The sequence below is a fragment of the Streptococcus mitis genome, from assembly GCF_047460035.1.
Lineage (GTDB): Bacteria > Bacillota > Bacilli > Lactobacillales > Streptococcaceae > Streptococcus > Streptococcus mitis_DW.
Genome location: NZ_JASHHB010000008.1, coordinates 60,706 through 79,583 on the forward strand (window position 1 = coordinate 60,706; position 18,878 = coordinate 79,583).

The window sequence follows — 18,878 nt, forward strand, 5'->3', positions numbered from 1 at the left end:
TTATTGACTCAAAGCAACACTGGAAACCTTACCATCCGCTCCTGTTGTAATTTGGATGACTTTTCCTCCACCAATTTTGGCATTATACTTGCCATCATCAAGAGTATAAGAATAGCCTTTGAGAGAGTAATTTTCTTTCTTTCCATCAGAAGATTCTACTGTAAATTGACCACCTGATGAAACTGTGATGGTTTCGCCATTGGCACCCTTCCAGTTGCCCGCTGCAGCTGAGAAATCACCGTCTACCATGGTTAAAACACCCTTGTAGCGTTTATTTTGCTCTGCTTGCTTGTCTTGAAGTTTGCGGTCAGTTGTAGGATCATAGCTTGATTGGTTAGACTGGGCTTGAGGAGCTTGTTGAGTTGAAGGAGTCTGAGCAGGAGTTTGTTGACTAGCTGCTTGTTGATTAGACACTTCTTGACCTTGTCTTTGCTCTGGTGCTGTCGCCGCTTGTGATGGCGTTGCAGTTGCTGAAGATTGATCCGTAGATGCCTTGGCCTTTTCAGATGAAGCTGAACTTGAGGACTTCTGAGTCTTGCTTTCTTTGCTAGCAGAAGCTGCTTTAGAGCTTGATGATTGGCTTGTCTTAGCAGAACTGCTTGCTTGAGTTGTTTCCTTTTTATTTCCACAAGCCCCTAATAGTAGGGTAGAAGCTAATACAGTTGCTGTCATCAATTTGATATAGGTTTTCTTTTTCATTTTTCTACTCCTTTGTAATATTTTAGAAATATAAAGAAATCTTTTTGTAATATAATTGTAACATTCAAATTTGAATATGTCAACAATTTATCTAAACTATTTTAAAAATCTTAAATACTTTAGATACATTTTCTCCTCCTACTCTTCTATTCGTAATAAAACAGAAAAATAGGAGATTTTCCTATTAAAAATTTGAATTTATTTTTGTGAAATCGCTTGCACCTTTAAGTACAAAGGAATATAATAACATTGAAATAGAATATAGGAGGTGCACTCTTATGCTAAATAAGTATTATAAGTATCTTCCTTGGTTGATTTTGGGAGCAATTGGCTCTTATCAATCAGCCGCTTACTATGCGCGAACTGCATTTGATGTGTTTTATCTGACTACAATCTTTTTGATTGTTTATATCGCCTTGTTATTTTTACATGAGAACTATCTCAAGTATCGATACAAAGACTTCTTTACTCACCTGTTGAGCAATTCTAAGAGAGATAGCCATCCCTAAAACAGTCGCAACAGCAAATCAAACTAATAAAGGCAAATAAAGAGATCGGGAACTTTTCCCGACCTCGTTTTTTATTTCAATTGATAGGTTTTTCTTGGTTTCTTTTTAGGCACTCGTTTGAGTCCGACTTCTTCTACATATTCTCCGTATTTTACGAGAAAGTTATTGCTGACGATTGGACGACCGGGGTTGATAAGATTGACCAGTTCAGTCCCTTCGTAGACAGTGAACTCCTCCTCCAGCAGATAGAGGAAGGTCGGATTCCAGTCGAGGCGTCCTTGGATTCGTTTGATAGATTCTTGGATAATGGCATAATGATCAAAAGCGAAGGCTTGCTCCTCCAACTCCACTCCCTCTAGGTAGCATTTCCCTGTCTGAAAATCGACATCTACAAAAACAACATCCTTGGCATCGTCTCCTGCTTGAACAAGTTCTAATGCACAACTAGGTAAATAAACCAAGTGGGCAATAGTCACTGTCCAGCCCCGTGGGTCACGGCCGGGGGTCGATACGGTCATCAATTGCTCAATTTTTTCCAAAGGAAGATCGAGATTGACTTCTTCTCTCACCTCACGCTGACAAGCATGCGCAGCGTCTTCGCCCTTGTCCATAAATCCTCCAACCAGAGCCAAACAGTTTTGATAAGGGTGAGCCTTGCGACGAATTAATAAAAGCTTGATCTTTCCTTCGACAAAGCAGTAGGCTACCATATCTACTGTCACACTTGGTTTTTCATATTGAGGGAGTTCCTGCTTGTAGTACCAATCCAAAAACTCCTCCTGACTGGCATGGATTTCATAATATTCTTTTTCCGTCATCCCTGCTGGAATCTTTATGTCTGCCATCTTATGCCTCCTTTCGAACTGCCTTGGTCCATTGGTACCATCCCACTAGACTGTTCAGTGTGTAAACCCAGTACATCCCTTGGATGTGGATATTTTCACCCCACCAGAGGTAAATACTAAAGAGATTAGTAGCAATCCAGAAAATCCATTGCTCACGATAGAGACGTGTCATCAAGAGCTGACCAACACCATTGGTCGCATCGGTAACACTATCACGGAAAGGGCGAGCACTATGGATACTTTGGTAAGCCAAGCCCATACCAATCCAGATGATAGCAGTCAAAGCCAAGTACTTGAGCCAGTCAATCACAGATAATTTCTTAGCTTCAAAGTGAGATTCTTCTACTTTTCCTTGGTCATTGATACGATTGGACAGCCAAGCATAGAGACCAATCGGCTGCATGACAAAGAAGTAAACGGTCGTCAAAACTTCGCCATAAAAAGTTGCATTCATGGCCAAGATCAAGTAGATTGCTGAGTTAATAGCCCCAAATAGATAATTGCTTGCACGCCCTTCTGCTACCAAGATAACACAGACAATTCCAGTCCAAGAGGCAAACAAGCTCAGCCAGTCATGACTTTCTGTATTTTGCGTGAATTCCAAGATCAAGGGAACACTTGACAAGGCGATGAGATACAACCACTGGAAGAGACTACGTCCTACAAAGAGATCTTTCCAGAGCAGGTTCATGATTCCTGCAAAACCGATCTTGCGGGCTTCTGCATGGACATTTTTAAAGTTTTCGATAAATTGTGTGATTTTTTCAGTTAGTTTTTTCATATTTTTCTCCTAATCTGCTTGGTAAATGGCATCGATAGCCACTTTTGCTGCTTCATAATTGCCTAGATAATTCTCCGCTAGATAAACTAAAGGAATGTTGGTTAAATATCGCTCCCTCATCTGATCCAAATGTTGTGAAAAACTATGACGAATATGGTCTTCTGCCATGGTCATATCTCTAAACCCATCATTGACATAGGAGCCTACAGGTTGTACAAAGAGAATCAAGTCCCATTTTTCTTTTGCTAAAATCGAGGCAAAAAGATTGTCAAAAGTCTCTCCCGATAAGTCCCCTTGATCCTCTGACTCCATGTAATAATCATAGTAACCCTTGGTCACCAGAGAGTTAGTATCTGCGACGACCAATCCCCTATTAGCATTGCTGTCAATTAACTTAGAGGTCTGGTCATACTGTCCCAACAGGAGATAATAATAATCCTTTGGGGTCAATTCATCATCGCGGACATTATTTTTGATCTGGTACTCACGTGCGTATTCCAGGCTGACTGGTGCATCGTAATACCTTGCCAAATCCTTGGCCAAAGTTGTCTTCCCATTGCTAGCACTTCCCATAATCAACACTTTCTTTGTAAACTGACGTCGGAAGGGTTGAGCAATATATTTCCAATATTTGCTTGGATTTTCTCGAATCATAGTCGCTGAGATACCAAACTTTCTTTCTTGCAAAACAGTCTCAAAACCACGATTAGATAATTCTTGCTCGTAGTCACGTTCTCCCACAAAGAAGATTAGTTCTTGCTGGGTTTCATCATAAGAAATCTCCTCTAACATTTGGTCCAACCACTCCTGCCAACCCATAGGGTAACGAGGAAGATTGGTCTCATCTAACTTACAAACCGAGGTCAACTCGTCATCACGAAAAGCCTCTCGGATATAGCGGAATCTTTTTTGAAGCGTTAAGCCTACCTGCTCCCCTCTATCTCCCTCATAGCCTGAAACGACAACCCAGACCTGGTCACACTGCCGCTTGGCTCGCTGAATCAGATCGATATGACCTTGATGAAGCGGAGCAAAGGTTCCAAATACCACTGCTGTTTTCTTTTTCATAAACGCATTGCCTTTTTATATTTTTTGATATTTTCGTTATCTATGTTTTTATTATAAACTATATTTTTATTTTGTCAATAGTTTTTTATTGTTTTTTATAAAAAACTAGCAAAAAAGAGAATCAAGATTGCTCCTGATTCTCCATTTTTATGCAATATCAAATTTTAACTGGCCTGCTTTGACACCAATCTTAAGTGTGCTGCCTGCCACCAAATCTCCCTTAAGAAGAAGTTCTGCCAACTTGTCTTCCACTTCTGTTTGTAGGGTTCTGCGAAGTGGACGAGCTCCCATCTCTGGGTCATATCCTTGATTTGCCAACAATTTCAGTGCGGAAGTTTGTAATTTCAAGTCAATACCTTTTTCAGCCAAACTTGCCACTAAAGGTTTGACCATAATCTTCACCACTTCTTGCATATGGTCGCTAGACAGGCTATGGAAGACTACCTTTTCATCAATACGGTTGATAAACTCAGGTCTATAAGCCTTTTTCAGCTCTTCAAACATGCGTTTTTCCATATTTTCTTGGTCAAAACGAATGTCCTTAGCCCCAAATCCAACTGTCTTGTCATCACGAAGGGCTGTCGCACCAAGATTTGACGTCATGATGATAATGGTATTTGAAAAGTCAACCTTGCGCCCCTTGCTATCGGTCAAGACACCATCATCCAAAACCTGCAAGAGAACATTAAAGATGTCTGGATGGGCCTTCTCTACCTCGTCAAAGAGGAGAACAGAGTATGGTTTGTTGCGAACCTTCTCGGTCAACTCCCCACCTTCTTCATAACCCACATATCCCGGAGGAGCTCCGTTGAGACGACTGGCTGCGAATTTCTCCATATACTCACTCATGTCAAAGCGGATAAGGGCTGATTCGTCATCAAAAAGAACTTCTGCCAGAGCCTTGGCCAATTCGGTCTTACCGACACCTGTAGGCCCTAGGAACATAAAGGAACCAATCGGACGCTTATGACTGCGAATCCCTGACTGGTTGCGGCGAATGGCACGGCTAATACTTGAAACAGCCTGATCTTGACCGATGACACGTTTGTGCAATTCAGCTTCAAGATTTAGGTACTTCTTAGCATCTGTTTGAGTCAGTTTTTGGACTGGGATACCTGACAAACGACTCAAGGTGGTCAAAATATCAGACTCTGTCACCAAGTCTTTATAAACAGGCACTTCCTCTTCTTTTGCGATTAGCTGAGCTGCCTGTTTCCACTTACTATCCATCAAGGCCTTGTCAGCTGGACTCAAACCTGAATCGTCTGCTTTTACATGCTTAGCCTTATTTTGCACTGTTGCTGCTGCTTCATCTAAGAGGTCGATAGCAGAGTCTGGCAAGTGACGGCTAGTCAAGTAACGATGGGCCATCTTGACAGCTGTTTCAACCGCTTCATCTGTGATTTGCACACGGTGATGTTTCTCATAAGTCGCCTTCAAACCTTGCAAAATGGTCATGCTGTCTGCAACACTTGGCTCTTCAATCGTAACTTTGGCGAAACGACGAGAAAGAGCTGCGTCTTTTTCGATGTGTTTTTGATATTCTTCCTGAGTGGTCGCACCAACTGTTCTCAAAGTTCCACGCGCTAAGGCTGGCTTCAAGATGTTGGCCGCATCCAGAGTCGAATCAATTCCACTCCCAGAACCCATGATGGTATGGAGTTCATCGATAAAGAGGATGACTTGGCCATCTTCTTCAATATCCTTGATGATATTGTTCATGCGCTCTTCAAAGTCACCACGGAAGCGTGTCCCTGCAACGACATTCATCAAATCAAGCTCTAACACGCGCATCTTAGCCATTTCCGCAGGTACATCACCACTAGCAATACGCTGGGCAAGACCAAGCGCCAGAGCTGTTTTCCCGACACCAGCATCCCCAACCAAGACAGGATTGTTCTTGGTCTTACGGCTCAAGATTTGAATCATACGCGAGATTTCCTTGTCCCGACCGATGACTGGTTCTAACTTGCCAGAACGCGCTTGCTCTGTCAAATCATGCGTATAGTCCTCGAGACCACCACTCGGAGTCTGCGGCATGCCCATCATATTAGCCATAGAATTTTGCTTGTCAGCTACTGTACGATGGCGTTGGCGTAGAGCCTTGAGGTCTTCACGAGTCCAGCCTGCACGTTCTTCTAGATTTCGACGTAGGGCAGCAATCTTGACCTGATCTTTCTTGTCTTCATAAGAAAAACCAGCCCTCTCCAAGATACGAGTCGCCAAGGCATTACCATCATGCAAAATCGCATAGAGAACATGCTCTGTCCCTAACACCTTAGCATGGACCACTGACGCTACATACTCTGCTTCATCAAAAAGGATCTGCAAACGATGAGAAAACGGCAATTCCGTAAAGGTTTCATCCTGGCTATAGTCCGTTTCAGTCAGTTCCAAAGCGACTTCTTCTAAACGGTCCATCTCATATGGATAATCATTTAAAGTCGCCCCTGCCACACTATAACTATGATTGGACATGGCAATCAACAAGTGCCAAGACTCTAGATAACGAGCTCCAAAATGGCCAGCAACCATGTAGGCACTTTCGATACATTCATTCAATGCTTTTGAATAGTTCATCTTACTTCCCTTTTCTATCTACCTCTTGTATGACCTGTCGTAGCATATTAGCTCGAAGGACTGGAGCTTCTTCTCCTAGAACGCGATCCAAAGCTACTGCCACCAGCAAATTCATCTCCTGGTTGGTCATCAATTCCTGCTCAACCAAAAGCTGCAGAATATCTTCATAAATTTCTTGACTGACCCGCTCACCAATTGAGTAAAGCAGCTCCCTGAGCATTTCATGATGACTAGAAAACTCAATCCGTCCTATACGAATGTATCCTCCGCCACCACGCTTACTTTCAACCAAGTAACCTCTACTTTCCGTAAAGCGTGTCTTGATCACATAGTTAATCTGACTAGGAACAACCTGGAAAGTATCTGCCAACTGACTCCGTTGCAACTCCACGATACCAGATTGATCTAAAATCGCCTTGATGTAGGCCTCAATATGATCCGATGTATTTTTAAATCTCATTACAAACCCACCTCTCTCTTTAAACCTTGACTATCTTTGACTATTATACCGAAATTTTCTCATTTTTAAAAGAAAAAGGGCGCTGGTAAAGTATAATCTTCACCAACCCCCTATTTTTCTACTTATCTAAGCCTAATTCTGCCAAGATTTGACGTTTGTAGGCAATCTTTTGGACTTCCTTGTCCTCATCTCCCGACCAATCTAGTTTAATTTCTGAAACAATCTGCCCAGGGCGATTTTTCAAGATATAAATGCGGTCGCTGAGATTGAGGGCCTCCTCGATACTATGTGTGATAATCAAGGTCGTCAGCTGTAGCTGTTTGTGAATTTCTAGATACCAAGCGTGGAGTTCCATCTTTGTCATCTCATCCAAGGCGCTAAAGGCTTCGTCTAAGAGAAAGAGCTTGTGCCCGAAAAGGTAAGTTCGAAGCAAGGCTACACGCTGACGCATCCCCCCACTAAGTTCATGAGGATACTTGTCTCGTACAGCTGTCAACTGGAAGGTCGCAAGAATTTCATCCGCTCGGGCAATAGCTTCTGCCTTATCCACTTTTTGAATCAAGAGAGGCAGTATGATATTGCCCAGCACAGTCTTGTGCTCCAAGAGCAGATCCTTTTGTAACATATAACTCACGCGCCCCTTGGGATTTTCTTCACCATCAAGGACAATTCTCCCTGACTGAACTTCTAAAATCCCCGCAATTAAGTTGAAAAGCGTAGTCTTACCAACACCACTTGGGCCTAGGATAGAAACCACTTCACCTGAAGTGACTTTCAGATTGATGTCCTCTAAAATCCTCTCCTGACCATAGGCATAACTGACGTGTTCTAGTCTAATTTCTGTCATTATTTCACAAATTCGTTGGTGAAGCCTTTGTCTGTCAAATCTTCTTTAAGGATACCATTTTCTTTATCCCATTTGTAGAAGGCATTCCAGCGAGCTGCATCAAATTGCCCCCATTTTTCCTTGTCGCTTGCGTATTCTTTTGACAAGTATTTTTGAGATTCGATGACAAAGTCACGTTTTTCCTTGAGTTCAGGTGCATTTTTGATGAGGATATCAGCTGCTTCCTCTGGATGCTCCATAGCATATTGGTAGCCTTTTTTGATAGCTTGGATGACTTTACGTGCTTCTTCTTTGTTGTCTTTGAGGTAGTCGTTGTTAGCAATGATGACTGGTGAGTAATAGTCAAATTCTTTAACGTAGTCTTTCAAGTACATAAAGTTAGCATCTACACCTTGAGATTTGGCAAGGATACCATCCCATCCGTAGTAGATCCATGCAGTATCAAATACTCCATTGGCAATCGGTGTAATTGAGTTTGAGTCGTTATTTGGTACTTTTTCAACCTTCTCAAAGTCTCCACCTTGAGATTCTACCAAGGTTTTCAACATAGCAAGTTCAGTTGGGTCATTCCAAGTTCCGTATTTCTTACCAACCAAGTCTTTTGGACTAGCTACATTGTCAGATTTACGAGAGATGATTCCTGATGTATTGTGTTCTACGATAGCTGCAACGGCAGTGATTCCTGCGCCTTTTTCCAATTTTTTAGCCATATAGTCTTGGAAATAGACTGCAAATGGTGCCTTACCGTTAATAACCAAGTCAGAAGAACTTTCTTCTGGTGGCAATTTCAAATCAACATCCACTCCAGCTTCTTTGAAATAACCTTTTTCCTTGGCCACATAAAGCCCTGTGTGGTTGGTATTTGGCGTCCAGTCTAGGATAAAGTCAATCTTCTTGAGTTCTGCTTCCTTATTATCCTTAGAAGCAGTTCCTTGACCACAGGCCACAAGCACAACAGCTACAAGAGCTGTTAAAACAGTTAAAAACACTTTCCATGTTTTCTTCATTTCAATTTCCTCTTTTCTTTTTCAGAAACATTCTTATTCTACGAACGTTTCCATTTAATAACATATTTTTCACTGACATCAACCAGCTTCATACCGAGAAGACTGATAATCGATACCAGAATAATAATAGCAAACATAGTATCATACTGAAACAGTTTCTTGGACTGAATCATGTAGACACCTAGTCCTTCAAAGCCTCCCAACCACTCAGATACTACTGTTGTGATAAAGGCGTAGGAGACACTGACCCTCAGACCAGCATAAAAGTAAGGCAGACTGACAGGGATTTTAAAATGCCACAGGATTTGCCAAGGTTTGGCCCGCATCAGACTAAACAAGGTCAGCATATCCTTGTCACAATGCCTAAAACCGTCCAAAATGCTGACGATGATAGGAAAGGTTGTTGTCAAGATAATCAAGACAATCTTGGGCAAAATCCCATAACCGAGCCACAAAACCAGGATAGGGGCTATGGCAATGGTCGGGATAGTCTGAACAACCACCATCATAGGGTAAATCAGATCGTTAAGCCAAGTCAAACTGTCCATAAGCACAGCCATGAGACAGGCAATCAAGACTCCCAAAATCAGTCCCAATAAAGCCACTCTCAAGGTGGCCCAGCTATGGTGCCAGAGAAATTCTCTATCACGAACAAAGGACAGGAGAATTTCAAGAGGTGTCGGCAGGATAAACTTGGGGAGAAGTTTAAGAAAACCTGCTAACTGCCAGATTGACAAGACCCCCATAAAGCCCAATAGACTAATGTGTCGTCTCAGTATACTTTTCAAGTTTCTCATCAATACTTAAAATCTCTCCTACATTTATTTTGACATTGGCAAAAACATTATCTGCCTCCTGCCCTGCCACTTCTAGCGCTTCTTTGAGAATGCGCATAAGCTCATCAAACTCCCCTTCCAAGACCGTTTCAAATGGTGTCACCACCATAGTCACCTCTTGAGCTTGCAGATAAGCAATGACTTGATCGATAACAGCAATCCGATCAATCCCCTGTGATAGGGGTAAAATTTGCAAGGCGATGCTTGCTTTCATAAGAACCTCCTCTTCTCGTTTTCCTTTGACAAAAAGAAAAACCTTTGCCATATATGGAAAAGGTCAAGAGTAGACTAAGTATCGTTCCCTACGCTGGCATTACCCAGATCAGGTGCGGTCGAAGCTTAACGCTTCCTCTCAGACTGTACACAGACTCCCATATATTATATGGACATATGATAGCGCAAAACAAAAAAAATGTCAAGGAAACTGCTTACAGAAAAGAGTAGGAAATTTTCCTACTCCCATTTTCTATACTCGTTCTCCATCACTATTTACTCTGTAGCCATCCACTGTCGTATTGACAGCTAAGGCGCCTGAAGAGTAAGAATAATACCACTTACCAGAGACTTGATACCACCCCGTTTTCATTGCCCCTGAACTATCTAAATAATACCACAGACCATTTTCCTTTAACCAGCCTGTCTGCATTTCACCAGATGATTTCAAATAATACCAACTAGATCCATCTTTCAGCCAGCCTGTTGATTTAGATCCATTTGATTTAAAATGATACCAACTACCATTTATTTTCTTCCAACCGACAGTTGAACTGTTATTGGATCCATAGTTAGAGCTATTTCCTGATTGATTCTGATAATTCTGTGAAGAGGTTACTCCCTCTAGCTGGATATAGCGACGACTTCCGTTATAAGCCGTATAACTCAACCACTTGTACCCATCTTTTTCGAGAATTTGATCATAATGAACATTCTCCCCAGGATAATAGTAATCAATTGCAGTTGCTCCAGCTAGAGGCTGATTTTTGATAGCAGCCTTAGTCTTAAAATAATGTGTTCCTCCTGTTGAAACTGAGGATTGACTATTCCCAACACTGCCACCAGCTAAATCTTTAAAATGAATAAAGCCAGTCATAGTATTCGCCTTCACGACGCGCTTATTGTAAGATTCCCTTATTCCATAATTGTATTCTTCAATCTCAATCTCATCTCCTATTACATTTGACACCCAAGCAACATGACCATAAGTTCCTGCAGTCGACCAAGCAATGGAGCCAATCGCTGGTCTATTATCGACACGATAGCCTTCACGACGAGCACGATAGCCCCATTCATTCGCATTCCCATAAGCCGCCGGAATCTCAAAACCATTGACATTACTCAAACGAAAGGCTGCAAAAGAAGTACACTGACGAGAATACATGCGCCACTTATCAATCTCCTGGCTCCCATTTTTATAATGAGCAGGATAATCATCCCCACGCGCAATCGATCCATTTCCTCCGGAATAGGCATATACACTATTACCCGCTGCTAACATCAATCCTACTACTAAAAAGGGAACAACCTTTTTAGCTGATTTTCTAAAAGAAAATCTTGTCTCTGCTACTTTAAATGGTGAAATTTTCATTCTTCCTCCTTGAAAAATAATATAAATCGAAGATTACCTTCACTTAAACTATTCGGAGAAAAAAAGAAAAAGTGAGAAAATTTCTCACTTTAGTCAAGATAATGAATCAAATTCTTTTCTGTAAGGATATCTGAGTAAGTAAAGGATTCAACGTAAACATTAGCTTGTTTATCTCCTTCAACGTTTCCAAATTCAACGATAAATAGGGATGGATAAACCTCAATTAGCTTACCCAATCTATTTTTTTGGCGCTTACGACCATTCTCCAGAGTCATTTCTACGACTTGTCCCTCATGTGCCTTGATTTCTTCTTTGATTTTTTTCATCTTGGCTACATCTGTAAATGCATCTGACATCTTATGCCTCCCTCTTTGAGATACTTGAAAATTTATTGTATTCTTTTTGAAAAATTAATTCCACCGTTCCACGAGCTCCACTACGGTTTTTCTCGATAATAACCTCTACCTTATTATTCGGTATGCCTTCCTCTTCTTCACCACCACGCTCATAGTAATCGTCGCGATAAAGAAAGGCTACGATATCAGCATCCTGCTCAATAGACCCAGATTCACGAATATCAGACAAGACCGGTCTCTTATCCTGACGTTGTTCTACACCACGAGAAAGCTGACTTAGAGCGATTACTGGAACCTTCAGTTCCTTAGCTAAAATTTTCAACTGACGTGAAATTTCTGAAACCTCTTGTTGACGATTTTCTCGACCTGTTCCCGTGATAAGCTGCAAATAGTCTATTAAAATCAAACCAAGATTTCCAGTTTCTTGAGCCAGTTTACGAGAACGAGAACGAATCTCTGTAATCCGAATCCCTGGCGTATCATCGATATAGATACTTGCATTAGCTAGATTCCCTTGAGCAATGGTATATTTTTGCCACTCCTCATCAGTCAATTGACCCGTACGGATAGAATGCGATTCCACCAAACCTTCTGCCGCCAACATACGGTCCACTAGACTTTCCGCACCCATTTCGAGCGAAAAGATAGCAACCGTTTTGTCTAACTTGGTTCCAATATTTTGCGCAATATTCAAAGCAAAGGCTGTCTTACCAACCGCCGGACGGGCTGCTAGGATAATCAACTCCTCCTCATGAAGTCCAGTCGTCATATGATCCAAGTCACGATAGCCTGTCGCAATACCTGTAATATCGGTCGTTTGTTGCGAGCGAGCTTCCAGATTTCCAAAGTTGATATTCAACACATCTCGAATGTTCTTAAATCCACTTCGATTAGCATTTTCGCTGACATCAATTAGTCCTTTTTCTGCCTGAGCAATGATTTCATCAGCTGGTTGCGAAGCCTCGTAAGCTTGATTGACAGACTCTGTCAACTTGGAGATTAATCGACGTAGCATGGCCTTCTCTGCAACAATCTTAGCATAATACTCCGCATTAGCAGAAGTTGGCACAGAATTGACAATCTCAACCAAGTAAGACAGGCCACCAATATTCTGTAAATCACCTTGATTATCAAGAATGGTACGAACCGTTGTTGCATCTATAGCATCGCCACGATCGGATAAATCGACCATAGCTTGGAAAATCAAACGATGGGCATACTTAAAAAAGTCCCGAGACTCAATATATTCTCGCACAAAAACAAGCTTACTCTCGTCAATAAAGATAGCCCCTAAAACGGATTGCTCAGCTAAGATATCTTGAGGTTGTACTCGTAACTCTTCTACTTCTGCCATCAGACTTCCCTTCCTTTTACAATCTTGTCAAGAAAGTGTAAATTTACCCTTCTTTCACACGAAGATTGATTACACTTGTAATATCTTGATAGATTTTCACTGGTACATCAATCAAACCAACAGCTCGAATCGGAGCTTGTACTTGAATATGACGTTTATCAATCTTAATTCCAAATTGCTTTTGCAATTCTTCTGAAATTTTCTTATTGGTAATAGAACCAAAAGTACGGCCATCTGGACCAACTTTTTCAACAAATTCTACAACCGTTTCTTCTGCTTCTAGTTGGGCTTTAATTGCTTTTGCTTCTGCAATCATCTCAGCATGAGCTTTTTCTTCAGATTTTTGTTTACCACGAAGTTCACCTACAGCTTGAGCAGTTGCTTCTTTTGCTAAATTCTTTTTGATAAGAAAGTTTTGTGCATAACCTGTTGGTACTTCCTTAATTTCACCTTTTTTACCTTTTCCTTTAACATCTGCTAAAAAGATTACTTTCATTCTTCTTTCTCCTTTTCCTTTATTTCATTTAATACAATTTCTGTCAGTTTTTTACCTGCTTCTGACAAGGTTGAATCCTTAATTTGAGCTGCTGCCAAATTAAAGTGGCCTCCACCTCCCAGCTCTTCCATGATCCGTTGTACATTCAGCTTACTACGACTGCGAGCTGAGATAGAGATAAACCCTTGTGTATTCTTCGCAAGAACAAAACTCGCTTCAATACCTGACATAGCTAACATGGCATCTGCTGCCTTACTAATAACAACTGTATCATAGCATTTCGAGTCCTTAGCCTCTGCTATCAGTACATCTGAACCTAATTTACGCCCCTGTAAAATCAGTTCATTGACCTCACGATATTCTTCAAAATCCGTCGCAGCCATTTCCTGGATAGCAATACTATCGCTTCCGCGCGTTCTGAGATAGCTAGCAACATCAAATGTCCGACTAGTCACTCGTGAGGTGAAATTTTTAGTATCCAACATCATACCAGCCATTAAAACACTTGCTTGCATACGACTCAAACGATTTTTCTTAGAATTCTGGAACTGAATCAATTCCGTTACCAACTCACTGGCACTACTTGCACCACTTTCGATATAAGTAATAACCGCATTATCTGGAAAATCCTGATCCCGTCTGTGGTGGTCGATGACGATGGTTTGGGTAAATAAATCATAAAAATCTTTTGATAAAGTTAAAGCTGTCTTTGAGTGGTCTACAAGAATCAACAAAGAACGATTGGTCACCATCCCCATTGCGTCCTTAACAGACAACAACTTTGTAACTCCTTCTTTTTCTAAGAATGAAACAGCTCGTTCAATATCCGGCGACATTTGTTCTTCGTCATAAATAGCATAGCTATTTTCTGTTACATTACTAGCAAATAACTGCATACCTACAGCAGAGCCAAGAGCATCCATATCTAGATTTTTGTGACCAACTACAAAAACCTGATCCACACTACGAATCTTATCTGAAATAGCCGTCATCATAGCACGCGTACGGGTCCGTGTACGTTTGATTGAGGCAGCAGATCCACCACCAAAATAAACTGGATTTTTCGTTTCGTCGTTTTCCTTGACAACCACTTGGTCGCCACCACGCACTTCAGCCAAGTTCAAGTTGAGCAATGCAACTTTCCCTATCTCATCATGATTTCCATCACCATAAGAAAATCCCATACTTAAGGTCAAGGGCAACTGTCTCTGTTTCGCCTCTTCTCTGAATGCATCAATAACAGAAAATTTATCATTCATCAAGCCCTCAAGCACCGTGTAGTCCGTAAATAGATAAAAGCGGTCCATACTCACTCGACGAGAGAACATGGCATGCTTCCCAGCAAATTCTGAAACAAAATTGGCTACAAAACTATTGATATGACTGATATCAGACTCCGATGTTTCATCTTCTAAGTCATCATAGTTGTCAACGGAGACAATCCCAATCACAGGTCGACTTGTCACTAACTCAACAGTCGCTTCGTATTCTCCAGACACATCAAAGAAATAAAGAACTCCAGATACCTTGTCCATATGAACCGAATAACGGATTTCACCTAAGGTAGCATAAGAACCTGGATTCCCCACAGAAGCCTTTATAATTGTTTGAATTAATGCAACATCAATCTCGCCCACTTCATTAGTCAAAATCAATTCAGCGTAAGGATTGAACCACTCAACTTCACCTGACGATAAGTCTAGTTTAATAACTCCGACAGGCATCTGTTCTAACAAGGTTGTCAAACTATCTTCAGCTTGGTGGTTTACATACTGGATTTGTTCTACTTCACTCTTTGAGTAGTAGTCTCTCTGATGGATGAATAGTAAAATATATGAACCCAAAATAAGTAGCAAAAGAAATAGCGTTACCAGTGTATTCGTTACAAAAACAAGTTGCACAGATAGCACTCCGAACGCCACTATTCCTAATATTAAGGGGAAAATAGGACTTACATAAAATTTTTTCATTCCAAACCTCTTGGCACCCATTATACCATAATAACCACCAAAAAGCGACTTTTTAAAAGTGTAATCAGTAATTCTATCAATTATAAGAAAAAGGAGGTTTACAATTTAGTAAACCTTCCTTTACACATATTGAAATTAAGATTCTTTAACTTCTAACAAGCCAATCTCGCCATCTTCACGACGATAAATCACATTGGTTGTCTGATCTTCAACATCCACATAGATAAAGAAATCATGTCCCAACAAATCCATCTGTAGAATAGCTTCTTCCAAATCCATTGGTTTTAAATCAATTTGTTTTGAACGAACAACTCTAGATTGGACAACATTTGTATCTTCCACCAAAGCATCTGTAAATAATTGACTAGTTGCTACCTTGTTTTTATTTTTACGCTCGATTTTTGTTTTATTTTTACGAATCTGACGTTCAATTTTATCGGTTACAAGGTCAATTGAACCATACATATCTTGAGACACATCTTCTGCACGAAGAGTAATTGAACCAAGCGGAATCGTCACCTCCACTTTAGCCGTTTTTTCACGATACACCTTCAAGTTTACTCGAGCATCCAACTCTTGTTCAGCTTGAAAATACTTTTCGATCTTTTCGAGTTTAGAAACTACATAATCACGAATTGCTTCTGTTACTTCTAGGTTTTCACCACGGATACTATATTTAATCATATGAGTACCTTCTTTCTAAACATTTTTGTTTTTCTGATTTCATTATAACGCTTTCATTTTATTTTTGCAAATTTTTTCCTCATCTTACAAGGGAAAATGTTTTTACATCCTCAGCACCAGCTTCTTCCAACAGCTTCTTCACACGATTTATAGTTGTTCCAGTAGTATAAATGTCATCTATAAGTAGGATTTTTTTAGGAATAGTGACTCCCCTTTTAATAAAGAAAGGAAGTTCTGTCCCCAAGCGTTCTGAACGATTTTTGGAAGAACTGGCCCGCTCTTCTCTCTTCTCTAGTAAGTCTTGCAAAGAGAACTCTGCTGCTTCAACTAAACCTTCAACCTGGTTAAATCCCCTCTCGAGCAATCTTTCAGGACTTAGGGGAATTACAACAAATTGATACTCTTTGTACTTTTTTAACTCCTCACTTAAAACTGAAGCAAAAACTTTTCTTAAAAGGAAGTCTCCATCAAACTTATACCGACTGAAAAAATCCTTCATAGCTTGATTGTAAGTAAAAATCGCTCTATGACTGACTTCAACTTCTTCTTTACACCAAAATTGACAATCTTGACACTTTGTTGACAAACCTGTTTTCATACAGTTTGGGCAGTTTTCTTCTCCAATCCTCTCAAAAGTAGAGTCACAGTCTGAACAAAGACAAGAGTCATCATTCTTCAGAAGTAAGAGACTACTAAAAGTTAAAACAGCCTTCATAGTCTGCCCACATAATAAGCACTTCATAGCCCCGCCTCCTTATTCATCTGCTGAATTTCCTTAATTGCCTTTTTGATTGAAGTATTTAACCCGTCATGGAAGAAAAGCAAATCTCCTGTCGGTCTATCCATGCTTCGTCCAACTCGTCCACCAATCTGAATCAAACTAGATTTGGTAAACAGATGATGGTTGGCCTCTACTACAAAAACATCCACACAAGGGAAGGTAACTCCACGCTCCAATATTGTCGTACTGATAAGTATTGTCAGTTCTCCATCTCGAAAAGCTTGTACCTGCTCTAATCTATCTTCTGTTACAGAAGATACAAAGCCAATTTTCTCATTTGGAAATTGCTCCTGTAAGATTTCTTTTAACTGCTCCCCTTTCTTAATTTCTGAAGCAAAAATGAGTAACGGATAACCTGTCTTTCTCTGCTTCTCAATATAAGACTTTAACTTTGGTGACAAACACTTCTTCTCTAAATAGCGATTAAAATCGGATAACCAGACAGGTTTAGGAATAATCAACGGATTTCCATGAAATCGTCTTGGCAAACTCAATCGTTTTAGTTCTCCTATGCGAACCTTCCTATCTAACTCATCAGTCGAAGTTGCTGTTAAAAAGATTCTCAAGCCATTCTCCTTTACACTATTCTTGACAGCATGGTAAAGCATGGGATTATCAACATAAGGAAAGGCATCTACTTCATCCACTATCAGCAAATCAAAAGCTTGATAAAACTTCAATAACTGATGGGTCGTCGAAACAACTAGTGGTGTTCGAAAATACGGCTCTGATTCTCCGTATAGTAAAGATATCTCGCAAGCAAAATCATCTTGCAGGCGCTTGTACAGCTCCAAACAAACATCTATGCGAGGACTAGCCAAGCATACTGCACCACCCGCATTGATCACTTTAGCTACTACTTGATAAATCATTTCTGTCTTTCCAGCTCCTGTTACAGCGTGAACCAAGATTGGTTCCTGCTTGTCTACAGCTTGAATTAGTCCCTCTGATACCTTCTCTTGAAAAGGAGTTAATTGACCACGCCATTTAAGAATATCTTGCTTCGCAAAATCCTCCTGCGGAAAATAGTATAAAACTTGATCACTCCTGACTCGCTTCATCAGCAAACACTCCCTACAATAGTAAGCACCGATGGGCAAATACCATTCATCTAAAATAGCACTATCACAACGTTGACAGAAAAGTTTCCCTTTCTCCTTTCTCATTGCTGGAAGTTTCTCCGCCAACTGACGTTCCTCTTTAGTTAATTCATTCTCCGTAAACAACCGACCGAGATAATTTGGATTTACTTTCATACTTCTTTATTCGTAAAAACCTAGCGCTTTAAATGATTTTTTAGTACAATTAAATCATGGAATTTAGAACAATTAAAGAGAACGGACAAGTCCAAGAAGAAATCAAAAAATCACGCTTTATCTGTCATGCCAAGCGTGTTTATAGCGAAGAAGAGGCTCGTAACTTCATTACTGCCATCAAGAAAGAGCACTACAAAGCTACTCATAACTGCTCTGCCTTCATTATTGGGGAACGTAGCGAAATCAAACGGACAAGTGATGATGGTGAGCCCAGTGGGACTGCTGGCGTTCCCATGCTTGGGGTTCTAGAAAATCACAATCTTACTAATGTCTGTGTGGTAGTGACACGCTACTTTGGTGGCATTAAACTAGGCGCTGGAGGATTGATTCGTGCTTACGCTGGCAGTGTTGCCTTAGCTGTCAAAGAAATTGGCATCATTGAAATAAAGGAACAGGCTGGCATTGCTATTCAAATGTCTTACGCTCAGTATCAAGAGTACAGTAACTTCCTTAAGGAACATAATCTTATGGAACTTGAGACAAACTTTACAGATCAAGTCGATACGATGATTTATGTTAATAAAGAAGAAAAAGAAACTATTAAAGCTGCACTTGTAGAGTTTTTTAATGGAAAAGTCACTTTAACTGATCAAGGTTTACGAGAAGTTGAAGTTCCTGTAAATTTAGTGTAAATAATAGATAATACAGTGTTTCACTGATATCTTCACCGCTACTTTAATTAACAACATAAAAAGGTGCTTGCC

The 18,878-nt window shown here is 40.5% G+C and carries 20 protein-coding genes; 2 read left to right on the forward strand and 18 right to left on the reverse strand.

Going from position 1 to position 18,878, the window contains the following annotated elements:
* Positions 1-699 (reverse strand): hypothetical protein, encoded by a 699-nt coding sequence (locus tag QM956_RS07790; protein WP_414302397.1) that lies wholly within the window; start codon positions 697-699, stop codon positions 1-3.
* A gap of 278 nt (positions 700-977) precedes the next feature.
* Between QM956_RS07790 and QM956_RS07795 the strand changes: the two genes are divergently transcribed.
* Positions 978-1,208, forward strand: coding sequence for a hypothetical protein (locus tag QM956_RS07795; RefSeq protein WP_004255357.1), 231 nt, complete (start codon positions 978-980; stop codon positions 1,206-1,208).
* Positions 1,209-1,279: 71 nt separating this feature from the next.
* Here QM956_RS07795 and QM956_RS07800 read toward each other — a convergent pair whose 3' ends face one another.
* From QM956_RS07800 to QM956_RS07880, 17 genes are all read right to left on the reverse strand, one after another.
* On the reverse strand, positions 1,280-2,053 hold the full coding sequence (locus QM956_RS07800; protein WP_414302398.1) for an NUDIX domain-containing protein: 774 nt from the start codon (positions 2,051-2,053) through the stop codon (positions 1,280-1,282).
* 1 nt (position 2,054) lies between these two features.
* The gene (gene pnuC / locus QM956_RS07805) at positions 2,055-2,834 is read right to left on the reverse strand and encodes a nicotinamide riboside transporter PnuC (protein ID WP_261022643.1); all 780 of its coding nucleotides are present in this window, start codon (positions 2,832-2,834) and stop codon (positions 2,055-2,057) included.
* 9 nt (positions 2,835-2,843) lie between these two features.
* Positions 2,844-3,902 (reverse strand): AAA family ATPase, encoded by a 1,059-nt coding sequence (locus QM956_RS07810; protein WP_261022646.1) that lies wholly within the window; start codon positions 3,900-3,902, stop codon positions 2,844-2,846.
* 147 nt (positions 3,903-4,049) lie between these two features.
* Positions 4,050-6,482: an ATP-dependent Clp protease ATP-binding subunit gene (locus QM956_RS07815; RefSeq protein ID WP_414302399.1), complete on the reverse strand. Its 2,433-nt coding sequence runs from the start codon at positions 6,480-6,482 to the stop codon at positions 4,050-4,052.
* Position 6,483: 1 nt separating this feature from the next.
* A complete protein-coding gene (locus QM956_RS07820) occupies positions 6,484-6,942 on the reverse strand; it encodes a CtsR family transcriptional regulator (RefSeq protein ID WP_414302400.1) in 459 nt (152 codons plus the stop codon).
* A gap of 118 nt (positions 6,943-7,060) precedes the next feature.
* The gene (locus QM956_RS07825) at positions 7,061-7,789 is read right to left on the reverse strand and encodes an ABC transporter ATP-binding protein (protein WP_203212903.1); all 729 of its coding nucleotides are present in this window, start codon (positions 7,787-7,789) and stop codon (positions 7,061-7,063) included.
* Positions 7,789-8,796 (reverse strand): ABC transporter substrate-binding protein, encoded by a 1,008-nt coding sequence (locus tag QM956_RS07830; protein ID WP_004255331.1) that lies wholly within the window; start codon positions 8,794-8,796, stop codon positions 7,789-7,791. The genes QM956_RS07825 and QM956_RS07830 overlap by 1 nt, the downstream gene beginning before the upstream one ends.
* Positions 8,797-8,834: 38 nt before the next feature.
* Positions 8,835-9,593 carry an ABC transporter permease gene (locus QM956_RS07835; RefSeq protein ID WP_024057369.1) on the reverse strand — a complete coding sequence of 253 codons (759 nt, stop codon included), beginning with the start codon at positions 9,591-9,593 and terminating at the stop codon, positions 8,835-8,837.
* Positions 9,556-9,846: a thiamine-binding protein gene (locus QM956_RS07840; RefSeq protein WP_000647655.1), complete on the reverse strand. Its 291-nt coding sequence runs from the start codon at positions 9,844-9,846 to the stop codon at positions 9,556-9,558. The genes QM956_RS07835 and QM956_RS07840 overlap by 38 nt, the downstream gene beginning before the upstream one ends.
* 252 nt (positions 9,847-10,098) lie before the next feature.
* Positions 10,099-11,217, reverse strand: a complete 1,119-nt coding sequence (gene cbpD, locus QM956_RS07845) for a choline binding-anchored murein hydrolase CbpD (RefSeq protein ID WP_020902625.1) — start codon at positions 11,215-11,217, stop codon at positions 10,099-10,101.
* Between the two features lie 89 nt (positions 11,218-11,306).
* Entirely contained in the window at positions 11,307-11,573 is a 267-nt protein-coding gene (locus QM956_RS07850; protein ID WP_001278169.1) for a Veg family protein, read from the reverse strand.
* 1 nt (position 11,574) lies between these two features.
* Complete coding sequence (dnaB, locus tag QM956_RS07855; RefSeq protein WP_004263550.1) at positions 11,575-12,927, reverse strand: replicative DNA helicase; 1,353 nt, start codon at positions 12,925-12,927, stop codon at positions 11,575-11,577.
* 43 nt (positions 12,928-12,970) lie between these two features.
* Complete coding sequence (gene rplI, locus QM956_RS07860) at positions 12,971-13,423, reverse strand: 50S ribosomal protein L9 (RefSeq protein WP_049546903.1); 453 nt, start codon at positions 13,421-13,423, stop codon at positions 12,971-12,973.
* Complete coding sequence (locus tag QM956_RS07865) at positions 13,420-15,393, reverse strand: DHH family phosphoesterase (RefSeq protein ID WP_049546904.1); 1,974 nt, start codon at positions 15,391-15,393, stop codon at positions 13,420-13,422. The genes rplI and QM956_RS07865 overlap by 4 nt, the downstream gene beginning before the upstream one ends.
* A gap of 135 nt (positions 15,394-15,528) precedes the next feature.
* Positions 15,529-16,077: a ribosome hibernation-promoting factor, HPF/YfiA family gene (gene hpf / locus QM956_RS07870; RefSeq protein WP_004255322.1), complete on the reverse strand. Its 549-nt coding sequence runs from the start codon at positions 16,075-16,077 to the stop codon at positions 15,529-15,531.
* Positions 16,078-16,156: 79 nt separating this feature from the next.
* Entirely contained in the window at positions 16,157-16,819 is a 663-nt protein-coding gene (locus QM956_RS07875) for a ComF family protein (RefSeq protein ID WP_004255321.1), read from the reverse strand.
* Positions 16,816-18,114: an ATP-dependent helicase ComFA gene (locus QM956_RS07880; RefSeq protein WP_414302401.1), complete on the reverse strand. Its 1,299-nt coding sequence runs from the start codon at positions 18,112-18,114 to the stop codon at positions 16,816-16,818. Before QM956_RS07880 ends, QM956_RS07875 begins: the two co-directional genes overlap by 4 nt.
* Positions 18,115-18,170: 56 nt before the next feature.
* Here QM956_RS07880 and QM956_RS07885 point away from each other — a divergent pair, with 56 nt between their 5' ends.
* Positions 18,171-18,806, forward strand: a complete 636-nt coding sequence (locus QM956_RS07885; protein WP_000395766.1) for a YigZ family protein — start codon at positions 18,171-18,173, stop codon at positions 18,804-18,806.
* The last annotated feature ends 72 nt before the right edge of the window (positions 18,807-18,878 follow it).

Coding starts and splice junctions, on each gene's coding strand:
- QM956_RS07790 (WP_414302397.1), bottom strand. CDS start 699: ATGAAAAAGAAAACCTATATCAAATTGATGACAGCAACTGTATTAGCT.
- QM956_RS07795 (WP_004255357.1), top strand. CDS start 978: ATGCTAAATAAGTATTATAAGTATCTTCCTTGGTTGATTTTGGGAGCA.
- QM956_RS07800 (WP_414302398.1), bottom strand. CDS start 2,053: ATGGCAGACATAAAGATTCCAGCAGGGATGACGGAAAAAGAATATTAT.
- pnuC (WP_261022643.1), bottom strand. CDS start 2,834: ATGAAAAAACTAACTGAAAAAATCACACAATTTATCGAAAACTTTAAA.
- QM956_RS07810 (WP_261022646.1), bottom strand. CDS start 3,902: ATGAAAAAGAAAACAGCAGTGGTATTTGGAACCTTTGCTCCGCTTCAT.
- QM956_RS07815 (WP_414302399.1), bottom strand. CDS start 6,482: ATGAACTATTCAAAAGCATTGAATGAATGTATCGAAAGTGCCTACATG.
- QM956_RS07820 (WP_414302400.1), bottom strand. CDS start 6,942: ATGAGATTTAAAAATACATCGGATCATATTGAGGCCTACATCAAGGCG.
- QM956_RS07825 (WP_203212903.1), bottom strand. CDS start 7,789: ATGACAGAAATTAGACTAGAACACGTCAGTTATGCCTATGGTCAGGAG.
- QM956_RS07830 (WP_004255331.1), bottom strand. CDS start 8,796: ATGAAGAAAACATGGAAAGTGTTTTTAACTGTTTTAACAGCTCTTGTA.
- QM956_RS07835 (WP_024057369.1), bottom strand. CDS start 9,593: ATGAGAAACTTGAAAAGTATACTGAGACGACACATTAGTCTATTGGGC.
- QM956_RS07840 (WP_000647655.1), bottom strand. CDS start 9,846: ATGAAAGCAAGCATCGCCTTGCAAATTTTACCCCTATCACAGGGGATT.
- cbpD (WP_020902625.1), bottom strand. CDS start 11,217: ATGAAAATTTCACCATTTAAAGTAGCAGAGACAAGATTTTCTTTTAGA.
- QM956_RS07850 (WP_001278169.1), bottom strand. CDS start 11,573: ATGTCAGATGCATTTACAGATGTAGCCAAGATGAAAAAAATCAAAGAA.
- dnaB (WP_004263550.1), bottom strand. CDS start 12,927: ATGGCAGAAGTAGAAGAGTTACGAGTACAACCTCAAGATATCTTAGCT.
- rplI (WP_049546903.1), bottom strand. CDS start 13,423: ATGAAAGTAATCTTTTTAGCAGATGTTAAAGGAAAAGGTAAAAAAGGT.
- QM956_RS07865 (WP_049546904.1), bottom strand. CDS start 15,393: ATGAAAAAATTTTATGTAAGTCCTATTTTCCCCTTAATATTAGGAATA.
- hpf (WP_004255322.1), bottom strand. CDS start 16,077: ATGATTAAATATAGTATCCGTGGTGAAAACCTAGAAGTAACAGAAGCA.
- QM956_RS07875 (WP_004255321.1), bottom strand. CDS start 16,819: ATGAAGTGCTTATTATGTGGGCAGACTATGAAGGCTGTTTTAACTTTT.
- QM956_RS07880 (WP_414302401.1), bottom strand. CDS start 18,114: ATGAAAGTAAATCCAAATTATCTCGGTCGGTTGTTTACGGAGAATGAA.
- QM956_RS07885 (WP_000395766.1), top strand. CDS start 18,171: ATGGAATTTAGAACAATTAAAGAGAACGGACAAGTCCAAGAAGAAATC.